Source organism: Phytobacter palmae, from assembly GCF_039409775.1.
Classification (GTDB): Bacteria; Pseudomonadota; Gammaproteobacteria; order Enterobacterales; family Enterobacteriaceae; genus Phytobacter; species Phytobacter palmae.
The window spans coordinates 50093-71216 of the sequence record NZ_JBCIVJ010000008.1; the positions used below are offsets into that span (position 1 = coordinate 50093).

At 52.3% G+C, this 21124-nt stretch carries 15 protein-coding genes; 8 read left to right on the forward strand and 7 right to left on the reverse strand.

The window, feature by feature from the left end:
- Window positions 1-31 precede the first annotated feature (31 nt).
- Together AAIG39_RS11665 and lrp are read right to left on the reverse strand one after the other, a co-directional pair.
- Window positions 32-3694, reverse strand: a complete 3663-nt coding sequence (locus AAIG39_RS11665; protein WP_343193914.1) for a DNA translocase FtsK 4TM domain-containing protein — start codon at window positions 3692-3694, stop codon at window positions 32-34.
- A gap of 110 nt (window positions 3695-3804) precedes the next feature.
- Entirely contained in the window at window positions 3805-4299 is a 495-nt protein-coding gene (gene lrp / locus AAIG39_RS11670; RefSeq protein WP_000228469.1) for a leucine-responsive transcriptional regulator Lrp, read from the reverse strand.
- Window positions 4300-4851: 552 nt separating this feature from the next.
- Between lrp and trxB the strand changes: the two genes are divergently transcribed.
- From trxB to infA, 5 genes are all read left to right on the forward strand, one after another.
- On the forward strand, window positions 4852-5817 hold the full coding sequence (gene trxB / locus AAIG39_RS11675; RefSeq protein ID WP_090087137.1) for a thioredoxin-disulfide reductase: 966 nt from the start codon (window positions 4852-4854) through the stop codon (window positions 5815-5817).
- A gap of 115 nt (window positions 5818-5932) precedes the next feature.
- Complete coding sequence (cydD, locus tag AAIG39_RS11680) at window positions 5933-7699, forward strand: heme ABC transporter permease/ATP-binding protein CydD (RefSeq protein ID WP_343193915.1); 1767 nt, start codon at window positions 5933-5935, stop codon at window positions 7697-7699.
- Entirely contained in the window at window positions 7700-9421 is a 1722-nt protein-coding gene (gene cydC / locus AAIG39_RS11685; RefSeq protein ID WP_090087133.1) for a heme ABC transporter ATP-binding protein/permease CydC, read from the forward strand.
- 111 nt (window positions 9422-9532) lie between these two features.
- On the forward strand, window positions 9533-10234 hold the full coding sequence (gene aat / locus AAIG39_RS11690) for a leucyl/phenylalanyl-tRNA--protein transferase (protein ID WP_090087131.1): 702 nt from the start codon (window positions 9533-9535) through the stop codon (window positions 10232-10234).
- A gap of 288 nt (window positions 10235-10522) precedes the next feature.
- Window positions 10523-10741 (forward strand): translation initiation factor IF-1, encoded by a 219-nt coding sequence (infA, locus tag AAIG39_RS11700; protein ID WP_001040187.1) that lies wholly within the window; start codon window positions 10523-10525, stop codon window positions 10739-10741.
- 174 nt (window positions 10742-10915) lie between these two features.
- On the opposite strand, the gene clpA is transcribed toward infA, so the two are convergent.
- On the reverse strand, window positions 10916-13195 hold the full coding sequence (gene clpA / locus AAIG39_RS11705; RefSeq protein WP_090087130.1) for an ATP-dependent Clp protease ATP-binding subunit ClpA: 2280 nt from the start codon (window positions 13193-13195) through the stop codon (window positions 10916-10918).
- 30 nt (window positions 13196-13225) lie between these two features.
- Window positions 13226-13546 carry an ATP-dependent Clp protease adapter ClpS gene (gene clpS, locus AAIG39_RS11710; RefSeq protein WP_090087128.1) on the reverse strand — a complete coding sequence of 107 codons (321 nt, stop codon included), beginning with the start codon at window positions 13544-13546 and terminating at the stop codon, window positions 13226-13228.
- 327 nt (window positions 13547-13873) lie between these two features.
- On the opposite strand from clpS, the gene cspD reads away from it, so the two are divergent.
- Window positions 13874-14095, forward strand: coding sequence for a cold shock-like protein CspD (cspD, locus tag AAIG39_RS11715; RefSeq protein ID WP_039078525.1), 222 nt, complete (start codon window positions 13874-13876; stop codon window positions 14093-14095).
- Window positions 14096-14160: 65 nt separating this feature from the next.
- Here cspD and macB read toward each other — a convergent pair whose 3' ends face one another.
- Together macB and macA are read right to left on the reverse strand one after the other, a co-directional pair.
- Complete coding sequence (gene macB, locus AAIG39_RS11720) at window positions 14161-16104, reverse strand: macrolide ABC transporter ATP-binding protein/permease MacB (protein ID WP_343193916.1); 1944 nt, start codon at window positions 16102-16104, stop codon at window positions 14161-14163.
- Window positions 16101-17216 carry a macrolide transporter subunit MacA gene (gene macA, locus AAIG39_RS11725; protein WP_090087123.1) on the reverse strand — a complete coding sequence of 372 codons (1116 nt, stop codon included), beginning with the start codon at window positions 17214-17216 and terminating at the stop codon, window positions 16101-16103. Before macA ends, macB begins: the two co-directional genes overlap by 4 nt.
- Window positions 17217-17377: 161 nt before the next feature.
- Between macA and AAIG39_RS11730 the strand changes: the two genes are divergently transcribed.
- On the forward strand, window positions 17378-18331 hold the full coding sequence (locus AAIG39_RS11730; RefSeq protein ID WP_090087121.1) for a VirK/YbjX family protein: 954 nt from the start codon (window positions 17378-17380) through the stop codon (window positions 18329-18331).
- Here the strand turns inward: AAIG39_RS11730 and AAIG39_RS11735 are convergent.
- Window positions 18328-19986, reverse strand: coding sequence for an ATP-dependent endonuclease (locus AAIG39_RS11735; RefSeq protein WP_343193917.1), 1659 nt, complete (start codon window positions 19984-19986; stop codon window positions 18328-18330). The genes AAIG39_RS11730 and AAIG39_RS11735 overlap by 4 nt on opposite strands.
- A 344-nt stretch (window positions 19987-20330) precedes the next feature.
- Between AAIG39_RS11735 and aqpZ the strand changes: the two genes are divergently transcribed.
- Window positions 20331-21026 (forward strand): aquaporin Z, encoded by a 696-nt coding sequence (gene aqpZ / locus AAIG39_RS11740; RefSeq protein ID WP_090087117.1) that lies wholly within the window; start codon window positions 20331-20333, stop codon window positions 21024-21026.
- Window positions 21027-21124 lie beyond the last annotated feature (98 nt).

The window sequence follows — 21124 nt, forward strand, 5'->3', positions numbered from 1 at the left end:
TGAATTTTTACGGCTTTACCGATCTTTGCAATCACTCAAATGGCGGTGGCGCTAACACTTCACGATTGCCATTATGCCCCTGTTCGCTGACGATGCCCTGCGCTTCCATCTGCTCAATAATGCGCGCCGCGCGGTTATAACCAATACGGAACTGGCGTTGAACGCCAGAGATAGAAGCCTTGCGTTTTTCGGTGACGAAATTTACCGCCTGGTCGAATAACGGATCGAGTTCCTCTCCACCGTCAAAACCGCCACCACCACCCCCTTCACTGTCGCTATCGGAGGTAATACCGTCAATATATTGCGGGCGACCGCGTGCTTTCCAGTCCTGCACCACGGCATGCACTTCCTGATCGCGCACAAACGCTCCATGGACACGTACCGGCATTGTCGAATTTGGCCCTGAATAAAGCATATCCCCCATACCCAGCAGTGATTCAGCACCGCCCTGGTCAAGGATGGTACGGGAGTCGATTTTGCTCGACACGGTAAAAGCAATACGGGTGGGGATGTTGGCTTTAATCAGGCCGGTGATTACATCAACAGAGGGACGCTGCGTCGCCAGTACCAGGTGAATACCCGCGGCACGCGCTTTCTGCGCCAGGCGGGCGATCAGTTCTTCCACCTTTTTGCCCACGGTCATCATCAGATCAGCAAATTCATCTACCAGCACAACGATGTACGGCAGTTTTTCAAGCACCGGATGTTCAATCGCCATGCTGTCACCCGGTTTCCAGTATGGATCCGGGATCGGGCGTCCCATTTTCGCCGCCTCGGCGATTTTTTCGTTATAACCTGCGAGATTACGCACGCCAAGCGCCGACATCAGCTTATACCGACGTTCCATCTCATTAACGCTCCAGCGCAATGCGTTGGCGGCGTCTTTCATGTCGGTGACCACCTCAGTCAGCAAATGTGGAATCCCTTCATACACCGAAAGCTCCAGCATTTTCGGGTCGATCATGATGAATTTCACGTCTTCCGGTTGCGCTTTATAGAGCATGCTGAGGATCATGGCGTTAACCCCAACGGATTTACCAGAACCTGTGGTCCCCGCGACCAGCAAATGCGGCATTTTGGCCAAATCAGCAATCACCGGTTCGCCGCCGATATCGTTGCCCAGCACGACGGTCAATGGCGACGGGCTTTCGCGGAATTTGGCACAGTCCAGCACTTCGCGTAAATAGACGGTCTGACGCTTTTTGTTTGGTAACTCCAGACCAACGTAAGGTTTACCTGGAATCACTTCTACAACACGAACCGCTGCTGTTGACAGTGAACGAGCAAGGTCACGCGACAGGTTAGAAATTCGCGCGGCCTTAACACCTGGCGCCAGATTCAGTTCAAAGCGCGTAATAACCGGGCCCGGAGAATAGTTCACCACATCAGCTTTAATACGGAAATCAGCCAGCCGCGCTTCCACCAGACGGGCCATCTGCTCCAGCGCAAAAGTATCAACCGGCTCGACCTCAGCTGGCGGCGGCGTCAGTAAATCCAGGGAAGGCAGCAGCGTTGTCGGTTTTGGCAACGGGCGGCTGTCGCCGTTACGCATTAACAGCGGATGAATCAGGCTTTCCTGGGGCGCAGGCGCTTGTGGCCTGGCTGCTGCGGGCTGCACATGTACAGGCGCAGAAGGCTGAGCAGAATAATTCATTGCATGTTGCTGTGCTGGCGGTTCCGGCTCAGGCATCACGCCAGGCGTAAACAATGGCTCACCCGGACCATCATCCACCAACGCTTTAAATGGCGAGAAGGCGAAATCGTCGGCTGTAAAGGCATGTGCCCCTTTCGGTTGCTCACCGGAATAGCGCTGCTGCTGGCTGGCGGCAAACTGACGTGCCAGTTCAGCCTCTTCGGCCTCACTTTCATCAAGAATAGGGGCTGTCTTATCGTGCTGGTACTCATCACCATAACGGTTCTGCTGGCTGGCCGCGAACTGCTGTGCCAGCTCATGCTGTTGCAACATATCAGCATCGTCGTCATCCAGCGCACCATGTTGCTGGCGCCCGGCTTGACGCGCGCGCTCTTCCGCCATGCGTTGTGATGGCAGCTTGATGCCATAGGAAGCCAGTTCGCGCCGGGTAGGCACACGGACACGGTTCGGGCGCGGCAATTGTGGACCAATACCCTCTTTTACCTGTGGGCGGGCAGCCGCACTCCCATCCGCAAGGCTAAATACCGGTGCAGTAGCCATTGCAGTTGTCGCTGCGGCATCTTTTGCCGCCGCTGCAACAGGAGCAACTGCTGGCATGACCTTTGATTCAACGGGCGTTGTCGGCGCAACCGAGAAAGAGGGCATCGCTGGGTCGGTTGAACGCGTTGGTTCTTCTGGCGGTTCCGGGATCGGCTGATACCAGGCGGCAAGTTGCTCACGCTCACGCGCACGCTGAGCCTCAACCTCTTCAAAATAGTAAAGAGGCGGGCGCGTCTGCTTCACCTCTTCTACCGCTTCCGGCTCAATCTCTGGCGCTGGTGCAGGTTCTTCGTATGGGGGCTCTTGCCATGCCTGATATGTCTGCGGCTGTGGCGCGACCGACGGCGCTTCTGGCTGCCACTCATTGTTCTGTGCAGGCGCAGAGTAGTGCGAAAGTGGAACCTGTTCTGGCTCGGGCTGATATTGCGCCGCAGAGTCGGCGGGAGCAGGCTGCCATGGCATAGGTTCTACAGAAGGCTGGATCGCCGGGCCGGCTGGTGCAGCATGTGCCTGTGCCGCTGTCATAGCTGCCGCGGCAGCCGAAACCGGTTCGGTTGCGCGTTGTCCACTTAACAGCGGATCGTAAGCGTCGATATCAGTTTCAGTGGCGCGATGGCCCGAAAACAGGACATCATCAGCATCTGCTGCGACACCGCGGGCGCTGTAGGCAATCTCCTCTTCATCATCATCCATCCTTTTTCCGGAGAACAATGCTGCATCGGTTTTACGCCCCATTGGATTGGCGAATTTCTCCGCTACGCGTTTACGGCGAGCCAGTGCGCCACGCAAAATACGGGCACGACGCGATTCACGCGGGGCTGCAGGCTCGTCGTCGTATTCCTCTTCTTCGTATTCATCTTCATCGACCCAGGTATCGTCGCGGCGTGTGCGATTACTGGCGAAAGTGAGAATACCGAGGATAATGCCACCCAGTTTTTCAGCAATAGTCACCCAGGACCAGCCCGTAAACAGCGTTAGTCCGGCCGCCCAGACACACAACAAGGCGATGGTGCCCCCACTGCTATGCAGCAGTGGTTGCAAAGTCGTGCTCAGCAAACTACCGATGACGCCGCCAGAGGCGAAATACCAGATATCGTCAGCGTTAATGGCCGCCAGACCGCAAGAGGTCAGGATCAGCGCTAATGCGCCAATAAGACGCAACGAAACAGCGAAATAATCGATAAAGTCTTCATTGGCGCGATGGCGATAAGCAAACCAGCAACCACCGATAATAATAACCGGCAGGGTGTAAGCCATGATGCCAAAAATGAAGAATAATGTATCCGCAAGCCACGCCCCAGGCGCACCACCCAGGTTATGTATGGGTTCATGCCATGCGGTTTGCGACCAACTGGGATCAGAAGGATTAAAACTAATGAGCGCCGCCATTAACCAGACGGCAAACAGAGAAACGAGGATCAGCAACGCCTCAAGGAGTCGACGCCCGCTGCTTAGCTTGGTTAGTGTGACTTCTTTGTCTTCTGTGTATTCCTGGCTCAAGTAAGGCTCTCCAGCTAAAACGGACAACAGCGCCGGGTAACCCCGGCACTGTTGCTGTATGGATTAACAGGAGTGTAATCAAAAAAAGCTGATTTTGCACCTGTTCCGTATTAGCGCGTCTTGATAACCAGACGATTGCTCTGTTTGACCTCTTCCATCACCACATAAGTACGGGTGTCATTCACGCCCGGCAGTCGCAGCAGGGTTTCCCCCAGCAGTTTGCGATAAGCAGACATATCCGGCACGCGTGTTTTCAATAGGTAGTCGAAATCACCAGATACCAAATGACACTCTTGAATTTCTTCAAGTTTTTGTACTGCGGCGTTAAATTGCTCAAACACATCCGGTGCGCCACGATTCAGAGTAATCTCAACAAATACCAGAAGTGATGCATCCAGATAATGCGGGTTCAGCAGCGCTGTATAGCCCTGAATGAAACCCTGTCTTTCCAGCCTGCGCACGCGCTCAAGGCACGGCGTAGGAGAAAGTCCCACTCGTTTAGAAAGCTCGACGTTGGAAATACGCCCATCTTTTTGCAATTCGTTCAGAATATTACGATCAATGCGGTCGAGATCTTTGCCAGGGCGCTTCTTGCTATCTACCATTATTATTGTCTCTCTGTATTCCTTCCCTACTCCTGTCTTGACCCTGTGCACTTCACTGTTCAGGGTCTTTGCCCGTCGCTTTACTCGCAAGTAGATAATGATAATACCGCGTGTAATCCCAGGGTCTGCATTAAGAAGTCCGTTGCCTTACGGCAGCTATCGACATCACGAATGGCGTCTGTCCACGCCATGCGTAGATTTCGCTAGCCCGGTAAAAATGGTATTTACATGCATGAATTTGCATCACGCGTGAAACACTGCTTTTTTCTTCCTTTGATGTTTTCGCAAAAGCGCAGGGCATTGTCAAAGCAAAACATCTTTTTTTAGTACAACATGCCACATATTCATCATCGCCCTTAGGCAATACTCATTTAATCACCTTATAACGGTCCTATTTTCAGAAGAAATTGTTATGTTCGGGATCGCATTCAGCGTTAAATGATTAGTGCCATCTATTACACATATCGTTAACAAAACTGCTGTGCCCTTTTTTTACGCCAGTAAATTCCCTACAATCCAGCCCCATGTCTGCCAAACAATAATGAGGATCTCATGGGTACGGCCAAACACAGTAAGCTGCTTATCCTTGGTTCAGGGCCTGCGGGATATACCGCTGCGGTCTACGCTGCGCGTGCAAACCTGGAGCCGGTATTAATTACTGGTATGGAGAAAGGCGGTCAGCTCACCACGACCACTGAGGTGGAAAACTGGCCGGGCGACCCGCACGATCTGACCGGGCCGCTCCTGATGGAGCGGATGCATGAACATGCCGCAAAATTTGATACCGAAATTCTGTTCGATCACATCAACAAGGTTGATCTGCAAAATCGTCCGTTCCGCCTTTTCGGCGATAGCGGCGAATACACCTGTGACGCATTGATTATCGCCACTGGCGCCTCCGCGCGTTATTTAGGTCTACCGTCTGAGGAAGCATTTAAAGGCCGCGGTGTTTCTGCCTGCGCCACCTGTGATGGCTTCTTCTACCGCAATCAGAAAGTCGCGGTCATCGGTGGAGGTAACACCGCCGTCGAAGAAGCACTGTACCTGGCGAACATCGCCTCTGAGGTACACCTGATTCACCGCCGTGACTCTTTCCGCGCGGAAAAAATCCTGATTAAACGTCTGATGGACAAAGTGGCCAGTGGCAACATTGTGCTGCACACCAACCGTACTCTGGAAGAGGTCACGGGCGATCAGATGGGTGTTAGTGGCCTGCGTATTCGCGATACCGAAAACGCGGATAACATTGAATCACTTGATGTAGCCGGCCTGTTTGTCGCTATTGGCCACAGCCCGAACACTGCCATTTTTGATGGTCAACTGGAGCTGGAAAATGGCTACATCAAAGTGCAGTCCGGTATTCATGGCAATGCCACTCAGACCAGCATTCCAGGCGTTTTCGCTGCAGGTGATGTGATGGATCATATCTACCGTCAGGCGATCACCTCAGCCGGTACCGGTTGTATGGCGGCGCTGGATGCAGAGCGCTACCTCGATGGGTTAGCGCAAAGTAAATAAACGTTACAACTCAGTAACAAAGGTAAATAAGGCGACTATAAGTCGCCTTTATTTTTGCGCCGATGTAACATTGCGAAGCTCAAAAATTTCGATAACTTCACCTGCAAAGCGCGCAATGAATAAAACCCGTCAACAAGAGTTAACCCGCTGGTTAAAACAGCAAAGTGTCATTTCCCGTCGCTGGCTTATGATGTCCCGCCTGCTGGGCGTGGTTAGTGGCGTTCTTATCGTTGCTCAGGCCTGGATACTCGCCACAATCCTGAATCATATGATTATGGAAAATATCCCGCGCGAAGCATTGCTGCTGCCTTTTGCCTTATTGGTGCTGATTTTTATTTTACGCAGTTGGGTTGTCTGGCTGCGTGAGCGCGTCGGTTTTCATGCTGGCGTGCACATCCGTTTCGAAATACGCCGCCAGGTGCTGGACAGGCTACAGCAAGCCGGTCCCGCCTGGATTCAGGGTAAGCCCGCAGGCAGTTGGGCTACGCTTATCCTTGAACAAATTGATGATATGCATGATTTCTATGCACGTTACCTGCCTCAAATGGCGCTGGCCGCCAGCGTACCATTGCTGATTGTCATTACTCTCTTTCCGATTAATTGGGCCGCCGCCCTGATTTTGTTAGCAACCGCCCCGCTCATTCCAATCTTTATGGCGATGGTGGGTATGGGCGCAGCCGATGCGAACCGACGTAATTTCAAAGCACTTGCGCGCCTGAGCGGCCATTTCCTTGACCGCTTACGCGGTATGGAAACACTGCGTATCTTCGATCGTGGTGCAGCGGAAACGGAAAATATTCGTCAGGCCTCCGAGGATTTTCGCAGCCGTACGATGGAGGTCCTGCGTATGGCGTTCCTCTCTTCTGGCGTGCTGGAGTTTTTTACCTCCTTGTCTATCGCTCTGGTGGCGGTCTATTTTGGCTTCTCTTACCTGGGAGAACTCAATTTTGGTCATTACGGCACGGGCGTAACGCTGTTTGCCGGTTTTCTGGCCCTGATTCTGGCCCCAGAGTTCTTCCAGCCGCTGCGCGATCTGGGGACGTTCTACCACGCCAAAGCTCAGGCAATTGGTGCCGCCGACAGTCTGAAAACCTTTATGGAAGCACCCCTTGCCCATCCGCAGCGTGGTGATATTGCGCTGAAAGCGGATGAGGCGGTAAGCATCACGGCGCAAGACCTGGTTCTTAAATCGCCAGAAGGCAACATACTTGCCGGGCCACTGAATTTCACGCTGCCAGCCGGGCAGCGCGTGGTGTTGGTGGGAAAAAGCGGCTCCGGCAAGAGTTCGCTTGTTAATGCGCTTTCCGGGTTCCTGCCCTATGAAGGCTCGTTGCGGGTCAACGGCGTTGAATTGCGCGATTTGAATCCGGATAGCTGGCGCCAGCTTATCAGTTGGGTCGGGCAAAACCCGCAGTTGCCAGCCACTACCTTAAGGGAAAATATCCTCTTGTCACGACCGGATGCCAGTGCCACTGAACTGCAGGCCGTGCTGGATAAAGCCTGGGTGAGTGAATTTTTACCGCTCTTACCCCAGGGGCTGGAAACAGCGCCAGGCGATCAGGGAACGCGTCTTTCCGTAGGCCAGGCTCAGCGAGTTGCCGTCGCCCGCGCCCTGCTTAACCAATGCCAGCTTTTGATGCTGGATGAACCTGCTGCAAGTCTCGACGCGCACAGTGAACAGCGCGTAATGCAAGCGCTTAATGATGCGTCCCAGAACCAGACAACGCTTATGGTGACACATCAGTTAGAAGGGTTGGCCGACTGGAGCGCTATCTGGGTCATGGATGATGGAAAAATCATCGAACAAGGGACTTTTGCGGAACTTTCCGCTGCGCAGGGAGCCTTTGCCGCGCTCCTCGCCCATCGCCAGGAGGACATTTAAATGCGCGCACTTCTGCCCTATCTCGCTCTCTATAAGCGCCACTTCTGGTTGCTGTTGCTGGGTGTGATCCTCGCGATTGTCACATTGCTGGCCAGCATCGGCCTGCTGACCTTGTCCGGCTGGTTTTTATCTGCGTCAGCAGTGGTCGGTGCAGCCGGACTCTACAGCTTTAATTATATGCTCCCGGCTGCGGGAGTTCGCGGAGCAGCGATTACACGTACTGCCGGGCGCTATTTTGAGCGGCTGGTCAGTCATGACGCGACTTTCCGCGTGCTGCAACATTTGCGTGTAACTACATTCAGCAAGCTGTTACCACTCTCTCCCGCCGGTCTGTCACGTTTTCGCCAGGGTGAGTTACTTAATCGCGTGGTTGCGGATGTCGACACACTTGACCACTTGTATCTGCGCGTCATTTCCCCTCTTGTCGGCGCTCTCGTTGTGATTATCGTGGTCACCGTAGGGTTAAGCATACTGGATGTCCCCCTGGCACTGATGCTGGGTGGGATTATGCTGGCCACGCTGATTATCCTGCCGCCGCTCTTTTATCGTGCCGGGAAACCCACCGGCGAAAGTCTGACGCAACTTCGCGGGCAATACCGCCAACAATTAACCACCTGGCTACAGGGCCAGGCGGAACTGGCGATTTTCGGTGCCAGCCAGCGCTATCGCGAACAGATGGAAAATACGGAATTGAGCTGGCATGACGCCCAGCGTCGTCAGTCCGATCTGACGGCCGCGTCCCAGGCTGTAATGTTACTTATTAGCGCGATTGCAGTGCTGACCATGCTGTGGTTCGCCTCAGGCAGCGTGGGAGATAACACTCAACCAGGCGCACTTATCGCCCTTTTCGTGTTCTGTGCATTGGCTGCCTTTGAAGCGCTTGCCCCGGTTACAGGCGCATTCCAGCATCTGGGGCAAGTTATCGCCTCGGCGATGCGTATCACGCAAATTACCGACTGCCCTCCCGAAGTGCAGTTCCCACAGGCCTCAGTGATAGCACCTGCAGCGGCCAATATACACCTGCAGGACATCTCATTTAGCTATCCTGAGCAACCGCAAAAGGCGCTGGATGGCATTAGTCTTTCAGTCAACGCTGGCGAACATGTTGCCGTGCTGGGGCGCACAGGTTGCGGTAAATCGACACTGCTACAGCTATTGACGCGTGCCTGGGACCCACAGCACGGGGAAGTATTACTCAACGGAGTGCCGCTTACTCACTATAGTGAAACTGCGCTACGTGCGAGTATCAGCATGGTACCGCAACGTGTACATCTGTTTAGCGCAACGCTTCGTGATAACCTGCTGCTGGCCGCGCCTCAGGCAAGTGATGAAGACCTGGCTGACGTACTTACTCGCACAGGTCTTGAGAAATTACTTGATGATAGCGGCCTGAATGCCTGGCTGGGTGAAGGTGGTCGTCAACTTTCCGGCGGCGAGCTTCGCCGCCTGGCTATCGCACGAGCGTTATTGCACGATGCGCCGTTGGTCCTGCTGGATGAGCCGACTGAGGGGCTTGATGCTGCCACTGAGAGCCAAATTCTTGAGTTGCTTGAAGAAGTGATGCAAGAAAAAACAGTGCTCATGGTGACACATCGCCTGCGCGGACTGAGTCGATTTGATCAGATAATTGTGATGGACAACGGACAAATAATTGAGCAAGGTAATCACGCAGCGTTAATGGCAAAACAGGGTCGATATTACCAGTTTAAGCAACGTCTGTAGTCGATGTATGTCGCCAGTTCAGGCCTCTCTTCGTGGGAAGATTTTAAAGTGCCGCGCTGGAAGTGACGATATATATGGGGTATTCCTTGTTGCGTTGTGGAGCGTTGTGTCATGCGCCTGGTCCAGCTGTCTCGTCATACCCTTGCGTTCCCTTCGCCGGAAGCGGCGTTACGTGAACCAAATGGCTTGTTGGCACTCGGTGGGGATCTTAGCCCTGCCCGTCTCCTGATGGCATACCAGCGCGGTATCTTTCCGTGGTTTTCGCCTGGGGATCCCATTCTCTGGTGGTCACCGGATCCACGTGCCGTATTGTGGCCCGCAGAGTTTCATGTCAGCCGTAGTATGAAACGCTTTCACAAGTCCTCTCCTTATCGCGTTACGATTAATCATGCCTTTGGGCGGGTAATCGATGGCTGTACAGAAGATCGCGATGAGGGAACCTGGATCACACCGGACGTGGTGCTGGCTTATCATCGACTGCATGAGTTGGGATATGCCCATTCAGTTGAGGTCTGGGAGAAGGATGAACTGGTCGGTGGCATGTACGGTGTGTCACAGGGGACACTGTTTTGCGGCGAATCAATGTTCAGCCGCCGTGTTAACGCATCCAAAACCGCGTTAATGATTTTCAGCCATGCCTTCGCTCGCGATGGTGGTCAACTGATTGATTGCCAGGTGCTGAACTCCCATACGGCCTCGCTTGGAGCTGTGGAAATCCCGCGCCGCGAATACCTTGAATGGCTTGGAGAACTCCGCCTGCAAAAGCTCCCCTCCCATTTCTGGGTCCCCAGGGAACTGTTTTTGCCAGCCTGATGAATGTTTTCGGCACATTTTTTATCAGGGTGTTATAATGGACGCTCAGAGCAGCTTCTGCCTGTTACCCCGCCACCATTCGGGAAAGCTTGTATCAGGGACGTCTTTCATTTCCTTCTTCGTTCCCCTTTACACGTTGCGCATATTGCGTGCCGTGAGTGTGGCGTGAGGGTAATGCGCAAAAGCCGCTTTGCTGCGTTTTATCGCACAAATCTTTACTTAACAGACGAACTTCGGCATTATCTTGCCGGTTCAAAAAAATATGGTAGTGATACCCCCGAGGATTAGATGGCCAAAGAAGACAATATTGAAATGCAGGGCACCGTTCTGGAAACGTTGCCTAATACTATGTTCCGCGTAGAACTGGAAAACGGTCACGTGGTCACTGCGCATATCTCCGGTAAAATGCGTAAAAACTACATCCGCATTCTGACGGGCGACAAAGTGACAGTTGAACTGACCCCGTACGACCTGAGTAAAGGCCGCATTGTCTTCCGTAGCCGTTAATTGTTGAAGCACGCACGTGCAAGAATTTGAGAGCCGGACTGCACGTCCGGCTTTTTTCGTTTCTGAATACGATGCGCCCCACTTTACGGGGATGCAGGCAAGATCAACGTCAGTATGTTGTGCATAAAAAAACCGGACATCAGTCCGGTTTTTTATTTCAGGCAGTGAGTGAGATTAATGTGCTGCTTCCGGTTTGTGCTTCTGTGCACTCTGGAAGCCATATTTCAGCTCATCTTTCTCTTTATCCAGCGTCACCGTTACCTGGCCGCCATCAACCAGCAAACCAAACAGCAGTTCATTGGCGAGCGGTTTTTTCAGATTATCCTGGATGACGCGTCCCATTGGACGAGCCCCCATCGCACGGTCATAGCCTTTTTCTGCCAGCCAGTTGCGGGCATCCTGGCTAACTTCCAGCGATACGCCTTTCTGATCCAACTGCACCTGGAGCTCGACGATAAATTTGTCGACCACCTGATGGATAACCTCAGTCGACAAGTGATCGAACCAGATGATGTTGTCCAGACGGTTACGGAATTCCGGCGTAAAGATCTTTTTGATCTCTTCCATCGCATCGGTGCTGTTATCCTGGTGGATAAGACCGATCGATTTACGCTCAGTTTCACGTACCCCGGCATTGGTGGTCATCACCAGCACCACGTTGCGGAAGTCCGCCTTGCGCCCGTTGTTGTCGGTCAGCGTACCGTTATCCATTACCTGCAACAGCAGGTTAAAGACATCCGGATGCGCTTTCTCGATTTCATCAAGCAGCAGCACCGCATGAGGATGTTTAATGACCGCATCCGTCAGTAAGCCACCCTGATCAAAGCCGACATATCCTGGAGGAGCACCAATCAAACGGCTGACGGTGTGACGCTCCATATATTCGGACATATCAAAACGCAGCAGTTCGATACCCAGGGCTTTAGACAGCTGGACCGTCACTTCGGTTTTCCCGACCCCGGTAGGACCGGCAAACAGGAAGGAACCGACTGGCTTGTGATCGTGACCCAGACCCGCGCGACTCATTTTGATGGCTTCGGTCAATGCCTCAATGGCTTTATCCTGCCCAAAGACCAGCATTTTCAGGCGATCGCCGAGATTTTTCAGCGTATCGCGATCGCTTTGCGACACACTCTTCTCAGGAATACGCGCGATGCGGGCCACCACCGATTCGATATCCGCCACGTTGATGGTTTTTTTACGCTTGCTGACGGGCATCAGTCGTGCACGCGCGCCTGCTTCGTCAATCACATCAATCGCTTTATCAGGCAGATGACGATCATTGATATATTTCACCGCCAGCTCAACCGCGGCACGCACCGCCTTCGCGGTATAACGCACGTCATGGTGTGCTTCATATTTCGGTTTCAGCCCATTGATAATCTGCACGGTCTCTTCGACAGACGGTTCAGTAATATCAATTTTCTGGAAACGACGCGCCAGCGCACGATCTTTCTCAAAAATGTTGCTGAATTCCTGATAGGTCGTCGACCCCATCACGCGAATCTTACCGCTGGAGAGCAGCGGTTTGATCAGGTTAGCGGCATCCACCTGTCCACCCGACGCAGCACCCGCACCGATAATGGTGTGGATTTCGTCAATAAACAGAATGCTGTTGCTGTCCTGCTCAAGCTGCTTCAACAGCGCTTTGAAACGCTTCTCAAAGTCACCGCGGTATTTGGTCCCTGCCAGCAGAGAACCGATATCGAGCGAATAGACGGTGCAATCGGCCATGATTTCAGGCACATCGCCCTGCACAATACGCCATGCCAGCCCTTCGGCAATAGCTGTCTTACCGACACCGGATTCCCCCACTAACAGCGGGTTATTTTTACGACGACGACAGAGAACCTGAACAGTACGCTCGAGCTCTTTGTCACGCCCAATCAACGGGTCAATTCCGCCGACACGAGCAAGCTGATTGAGATTGGTGGTGAAGTTTTCCATACGTTCCTCCCCGCCTGCTTGCTCTTCATTATTCGCCTGACTACTTGAATCAGAAGAAGATTGTCCCGGCTCGTCTTTACGTGTGCCGTGAGAGATGAAGTTAACCACGTCGAGACGGCTCACTTCATGTTTGCGCAGCAGATAAGCCGCTTGCGACTCCTGCTCGCTGAAAATGGCAACCAGCACGTTCGCCCCGGAAACTTCGCTACGGCCGGAGGACTGAACGTGAAACACCGCGCGCTGTAAGACACGCTGGAAGCTGAGCGTCGGTTGGGTATCGCGCTCCTCTTCACTCATCGGCAGGACGGGTGTGGTTTGTTCGATGAAGGCTTCGAGTTCCTGTCGCAACGCCACCAGGTCCACAGAACACGCTTCCAGCGCTTCTCGGGCCGAGGGGTTACTGAGCAATGCCAGTAACAAGTGTTCGACGGTCATAAACTCATGTCGGTGCTCACGCGCTCTGGCGAAAGCCATGTTTAAACTGAGTTCCAGTTCTTGATTGAGCATTGGCACCTCCCCCAAGTTTTATGCCTGCATTCAGGCTCTTTCCAGCGTACACAACAACGGATGTTCGTTTTCCCTGGCATATTTATTTACCAAAGACACTTTCGTTTCCGCGACTTCTGCGGTGAAAACACCACAAATTGCCTTTCCACGATAGTGCACAGTAAGCATCAGTTGCGTTGCACGTTCTACATCATAAGAAAAGAACTTTTGTAGCACGTCAATAACAAATTCCATTGGCGTGTAATCATCGTTCATTAACATAACTTTATACATCGATGGCGGCTTTAGCGCGTCACGCAGTTTTTCATCCGCCAGGTGGTCAAAATCCAGCCAGTTATTGGTCTTGCCCATCGTCAGTTTTCATCTTAGGTTACAGGTTCCGACCCAAATCAATCGGCCGATTACATGAGTCTAGATGTATTTTTAATCTACATCAGGTGTTAGATAACTATCATCTATCGTTGTCATCCGCGACGGCTGTCACAAACCCCTCCAATAGCGTTAACTGCTTCAAATTTTTGATTGATGCACCCCGCAGAACCCCTGCCAAAAGCTTGACGCGATGCCTGATTTCTCTAAATTGTACAGGCGAGAGTTGGCGAGGTTTTGAACAAACCCACACTCTGCCACCGGTTCATTCCATCTTACTTAAATAAGATTTACGAAGGATGTCGAAGCATGGAAACGGGTACTGTTAAGTGGTTCAACAATGCCAAAGGGTTTGGTTTCATTTGCCCCGAAGGCGGTGGCGAAGATATCTTCGCACATTACTCCACCATTCAGATGGATGGTTACAGAACGTTAAAAGCCGGGCAAACCGTCCGGTTTGATGTACATCAGGGCCCTAAAGGCAATCATGCCAGTCTCATCGTGCCTGTAGAAGCAGAAGCCGTCGCCTGACGGTGTTTTCTTCATTGTGTACATGCCGCAGTTAAAATGCCAGTCCAGTCGACTGGCATTTTTATTTACTCCCGTGCCAGCGCATCCACCGGGTCCAGTCGCGCCGCGTTGCGGGCTGGCAACCAGCCGAACAGTACACCAGTAAAGGTAGAACAGATAAAAGCCGTCAACAGCGCAACGGGCGAAAAACCAATCTCCCAACCCGGCAGGAACAGTTGCAGCGTGAAGGCGATAGCCATCGATAGCGCAACGCCCAGCGCGCCCCCTACCAGGCATACCAGCACGGCTTCAATCAAAAACTGCGCCAGTACATCGCTCGCCCTTGCCCCTACCGCCATGCGGATACCAATCTCTCGGGTTCGTTCCGTTACTGATACCAGCATAATATTCATTACACCAATACCGCCAACCAGAAGTGAGATTACCGCAACCAGGGTTAAAAACAGCTGAAGAGTACGTGTGGTCTTTTCTGCCGTTTTCAATACACCGTCCATATTCCAGGTGAAGAAATCCTTTTTGCCGTGGCGTAATGACAGCAACCGCGTAAGCTGCTGCTCCGCCTGCTCACTGCTGTAACCTTCATTGACACGCACGGTAATGGAGTTCAACCAGGACTGGCCGAGAACGCGCGCAGAAAGGGTGGGATATGGCAGCCAGACGCGCAAAATCTTACTGCTGCCAAACATTGACTGCTTCTCTTCGGCCACACCAATCACCGTGGCGGGCATATTTCCCACAAGAATCACTTCGCCTGTAACCTGTGCTTTGTTCGGGAAGAGCTGGCGACGCGTATTGCTGTCGAGGACTACCACCTGTGCCCGACCTTTTTCCTGCTCACTGTTGAAGGTACTGCCTTCGCTAAAGGTCATGCCGTAGACGTTGAAATACTGGCCGCTGACGCCATTCGCGCTGGCCGCCACATCAATATTTCCACTGCGCAGACGCAAATTTTGTGAGACAGAAGGTGTGGCAGACCGCACCCACGGCTGCTTCTGAATGGCAACCATATCGTCATATTTCAGCGCCTGCTGATACTGCGGGTCGTCATCGCCGAAATCTTTACCGGGATAGACATCAATGGTGTTGGTGCCGATGGCACGAATATCGGCAAGCACCAGTTGCTTCGCGGCATCTCCCACCACCACAATCGACACTACCGAGGCAATACCAATGATGATGCCAAGCATGGTGAGTAAGGTACGCATCTTGTTTGCTGCCATTGCCCGCCACGCCATCATCAGCGCTTCCTGGAAACGCCCGGAAAACTGTCGCCAGTTGCCAGGTTCTGATCCAGTGCTTATCTTTTCCGGTGCGTTGTTCTGCTTCGCGAAGGGGGGATTCTTGATTATCTCGCCATCGCGGATTTCGATAACTCTTTCAGCCTGCGCGGCTATTTCCGCATCGTGGGTGACGATAATGACCGTATGACCGCGATCGCGAAGCTGATGCAGGATAGCCATCACCTCTTCGCCCGAATGGCTATCCAGTGCGCCGGTAGGTTCGTCAGCAAGGATAACCTGTCCGCCGTTCATCAGGGCACGCGCAATACTGACGCGCTGCTGTTGACCGCCTGAAAGCTGTGAAGGCGGATAAGCCATCCGTTCGCCCAAACCCAGTCGCGCCAGAAGCTCCTTTGCCCGCGCCAGCCGCGCCTTACGTTCAACGCCCGCATAGACGGCGGGAACTTCGACGTTCTGTGCCGCAGTGAGATGTGATAACAGATGATAGCGCTGAAAGATAAAACCGAAGTGTTCACGTCGCAATCTGGCCAATGCATCGCCATTGAGCGTTGAAATATCAATCCCGGCGACCCGATAGCTGCCGCTGGTCGGCTTATCCAGACAGCCGAGGATATTCATTAATGTCGACTTGCCGGACCCGGAAGCCCCGACAATCGCCACCATCTCTCCTGCATGAATATCAAGGGTGATACCTTTAAGAACGTCCACTTTTCCATCACCGGACGGATAGCTACGGCGAATATCTTTAAGCTCCAGTAGCGCCGTCATTTATTAGCTCCGGGGTTGATTTCCGAAATGACCACCTCCTCTCCGGCATCCAGACCTTTTGTCACCTCGGCGTCGGTATCATTGCGCGCGCCCAGCGTCACCTCACGGTCGCGAACATCGCCGTTACGTAGCACTTTCACTTTGTAGCGATTATCGCCCACCGGATCGCCTAATGCCGCAAGCGGCACAGTGAGAACATTTTTTACACCCGTTAGCTGAATATGTACCTGCGCCGTCATGTCCAGACGAAGAATGCCTTGCGGATTTGGTACCTCAAAACGTGCGTAGTAAAAAATGGCGTCATTCACTTTTTGCGGCGTGGGGAGAATATCCTTGAGTTTACCTTCATAGCGGGTTTCCGGGTCACCCAGCACGGTAAACCAGGCCTTTTGTCCCGGTTTGAGATGGATGACATCAGCTTCGGATACCTGTGCTTTCACCAGCATGGTACTCATATCGGCCAGCGTCAGAATATTCGGTGCCTGCTGGGCAGCGATGACCGTCTGGCCCTGCAATGTAGTGATTTCCGTCACCTCGCCCGCCATAGGCGCAACAATGCGGGTGTAATCAAAATTGGCTTTCGCCGTGTCGAGCGTCGCCTGGTTACGTTGAATCTGGGCATCAATAGTGCCAATTTGCGCCTCTTTGACGGCCAGTTCGGTAATGGCCGTATCCAGATCCTGGCGCGATATCAGATGGGTTTTAGCCAGTTGTTGCTGGCGTGCGAGCGTGACAGCTGCCAGTTTGCGTTCAGCCTGAGCCTGACGACGTTGCGCGCGCAACTCCATCAGAGTCGCTTCCACTTCCTTGATCTGGTTTGTTGCCTGTTCCGGATCAATCACACCGAGCAGTTGATCTTTTTTAACTTTATCGCCAATATTTACCGATAGCGTTTTCAACTGCCCACTCACCTGGGCACCTACATCAACTTTACGCAACGCATCCAGCTTCCCGGTCGCCAGCACGCTCTGCTGCAGTTCGCCAGGGCGAACAATCAATGTTTGATAGTGAGGCACTGGTGCATTCAACTGCTTAAAGAGCCATATTGCCGCCAGTACGAACAGTACTATCAGCACCAGCCAGATTTTTCGACTTCTTCCCTTCAAATTCATAACTTTTCCAGATATCCAAACTGACTCTATTGATGCCAGTATTCATTAAACGTTTGCTCAACGAAACTGAATCTTCTCTTTTTTCACATAATTCATTTATCCGGTGTTGAAATATATTTTGTTGAAATATTGGCACTACGATTACAATTCGAGTTTGTGTCATGTCCACTATCGCTGGAATCACTTCACCAGTACTCTCTGTTAAAACAGGCTGGCAACTTTTCTGTCATCTTGCCAGTGGCAAATTAATGCCGGGCCTTGCCTGGAAAAATCCAACTTATCGGCGAAAATTTGTGCTGCGTTCTTTACTCAAACCGCTCGGCACCGCAAAACTGCTATCCAGCCTGGCGCAGCACCCGGATTTATTACTTATGCTTAATGCGCAGCCTGGTCTTGCCTGTCGATTACATCGCCCGTGGCTGTCATTAACATTCGATGAGAAAAAAACACTCGCCGCGCTCGATTATCATTACAAGACCTTTTGTGAGAGCTTACCTACCGCTGTGCGCTCGGGGTTTTTTACTCCGCAGGGCATCACTTTTGCCGAACTAAACGGCAAGAATGGGGAACACTACAACATCCGCTTGTATGCAGACCCGATGCTGGACAAAGAAGGCGAAGCGACGCTGATTTTCTGCGATGAACAGCGTACCCAACTGGCGGGAATGACCTTCGCGCTGTGCCAATACGAAGGGAAACGCACTCTGTTTATCGGTGGCTTACAGGGCGCAAAAGCGAATGTTCCCCATGATGCTATCCAGACTGCAACCAAGAGTTGCCACGGCTTATTTCCCAAACGCTTGTTACTGGAAGCGTGTACCGTGCTGGCGTCTCACCTGGATATCGAGCAGATTATCGCCGTCAGCAATGAAACGCATATTTACCAAAGCTGGCGCTACCGTAAGAAAAAACAGGACAAGTTACACGCGGACTACGACAGTTTCTGGGAATCGCTCAGCGGTGAACGTACCGCCGAGGGAACCTTCCGCCTGCCGATGTTTATAGCGCGTAAAACCATGGAAGAGATAGCGAGTAAAAAACGCGCGGAATACCGCCGCCGCTATGAGTTACTGGATTCACTGCAAAGCCAGATGCGTCAGATTTTGCAACGTTAATCGGCTCTCCCGCGTGCCAGCCAGAGTACGCGGGAGAACATCTTGCGCAGGAGTAGCGGCACCGACTCCACACCACGCCGCCCCGCTTCCAGCGCAACTTCAATCGCTAAGTCGGGTTTCGACGAACGATGAATTGCTTTGATAATGACGCGACGCATATTCATCGGCACATTTTCAGGCAACTGCGCAACACGGCGATACACATCGTCAAATCCCTCACGAAACATAAAATGCTCCATGTCCAGCGCCGGCAGTTCGGTTAAGTGTTCACGCACCTGATCACGTTCCTCGTTCAGCAGACTGCGCACCGTGGCTGCATATTTTTTACCCGCTTCATCACCATCGACCAGCACATGCCATTCAATACCCATGCGTCTGGCAAATTTGATCAAGGGCTTTAACCCGGACTGGGCGAATTCTATGACTTTAATTCCTTCCGCGTCGAAATGATGCCCGCACTGTCGCGCCAGCTCGTTAATCACCCAGGTCTCCGTTTCGCCTTCTACCAGCAGCCAACAGCGGGCAAATAACGCCGAGGCGCGGTTAAAACGAATATGGAACGCAATACGCCGTCCCTCCTCAGCGTTCATTCCACCCGGCCCCAGGCGCCATGCGGCAACCCGTGACGACTCTCTTACAAGGCGGCACACATGCTCAACCGGGGTGAGTGAAAGCAGCTCCCCGGAGTTTGTCGTCGTGATTTGCTGTAACGGCAGTAAGTTGAGCAATTGCCAGGCGACAGAGAGCATAATGGGGTGCAGTCGCGTCTCAGGATCTTCAACCAGCAGAAGTGGTCGCGCATCGCGGTCCAGGCGCACGGTCCCTTTAGCCTGTAATAGTGTTGCAAAAAAGCCCAGCAGGATGACCCGGTACATACGGCCACCGGGTTTATCAATCATACGGTTAATAATATCGAGGTAACGCCAGCTACGTTGTTCATCGTGAGAGCGACGGCGCATCAGGCGCTGATGGGATGGACCACTACCCTGTTCCGCAAAATAGTGCTCCAGCAGTTGTACCATCGCCGACAGCCCGTGACGAATTTGCCCGTCTGTCAGATTTTGCGGATGAGTCACCAGCTCCCGTGAAAGAAAATCAAGCTGACGCGCCGTTGCTTCCACTTCCAGTGTCTGCGGCAGTGAGCCATTACGGATACGTCGCATAAATCGCGCATCGCGCAGACGAAGCACTGGCATCAGGCGGATAAGATGCCGTGCCATCTCATCAATATCATCAAGGATAAGCGGATGCCCCTGAGCGTCGAGAAAGCTTCTCAGCGTCATCACACTATCATCTTGCGCCAGTTCCCCTTCCAGCCGGTAAAACAGACGCTGATAGCCATCATCGCTGGCAACCCAGCACGGCTGGAGTGGTCGATAACGCCGTGTACGGTATCGACCCGGTTCAGATTCACGAAACGTGAGGATGATATGCAGGTGGTGCTCGCGCCCCTGAATATCGCCCGGCGGAAACCAGAAATCTTCGCGCACAAAATGATATAAATCTGTCTCCGGGGAGAGCAACAGCGTCAGCGCATCCAGCAGGCTTGATTTACCCCAGGCATTTTCCCCGATAAGGACGTTGGTTTGTTCCAGCATCAGCGATAGCCGATTGATACCGCGAAACCCGACAATCTCTACGCGTTCCAGAATCATAGCCCCTCCGGGAAATATGCCTTTTTCCATTAAGTTAGCTCAAGTATAGCGGCATGATACGAGGCAAAACACGGTATTTATCATAGATTAAGCATCAATGAAGGTGATGAAGCTTACCGAAACGCATCTGTTTTATTTTTAACCGTATTGAATTTTATTCGAAACTATTATTCACTGCGTTTGTTCGTTCATCGTAACGCTATTCCCATCGTTTTGCCCTAAGTCAAATTAAGATCATTTATTTGACTGGTTCTTACACATCATTATTTCTAAAATAGTGACCTGACAGTCAGCGAAATGTTTCTGGCTGTCTTCACAGGACGTAGAATTTTATTGAGGATATTATGTTTAGAAAATTAGCGGCAGAATGTTTTGGAACGTTCTGGCTGGTATTTGGTGGTTGCGGGAGCGCGATATTAGCCGCAGCATTCCCTGAGCTGGGAATTGGTTTTGTTGGCGTAGCGCTGGCATTTGGTTTAACCGTATTAACGATGGCTTACGCTGTCGGGCATATTTCCGGGGGACACTTTAATCCCGCCGTAACCCTTGGATTATGGGCTGGCGGTCGTTTTCCGGCAAAAGAGATTATCGGTTATATTATTGCTCAACTGGCCGGCGGGATAATTGCTGCCGGCGTGCTATACCTGATTGCCAGCGGCAAAGCGGGTTTTGATGCTGCCTCCAGCGGCTTTGCGTCAAATGGCTATGGCGAACATTCGCCAGGTCAATATTCTATGACCTCTGCCATTATTATTGAAATAGTACTCACCTGTGGGTTCCTGTTAGTTATTCTCGGTGCGACGGATAAATATGCGCCTGCTGGTTTTGCACCTGTCGCCATCGGTCTTGCTTTAACGCTGATACATTTGATCAGTATTCCTGTAACAAATACCTCGGTTAATCCAGCTCGTAGCACCGCAGTGGCACTCTTTCAGGGTGGCTGGGCGTTGAATCAATTATGGCTATTTTGGGCAATGCCCATTATCGGCGGCCTCCTTGGCGGTATTTTGTATCGTACACTGCTGGAAAAACGTGATTAATTCGAACTAAGCCAATAAATTATTGGTTTATTTTATGTATACATTTTATCTTGCCTGGTCGCCAGAACTTCGCGTCTGAGTCTGAGCAACACCGGCGT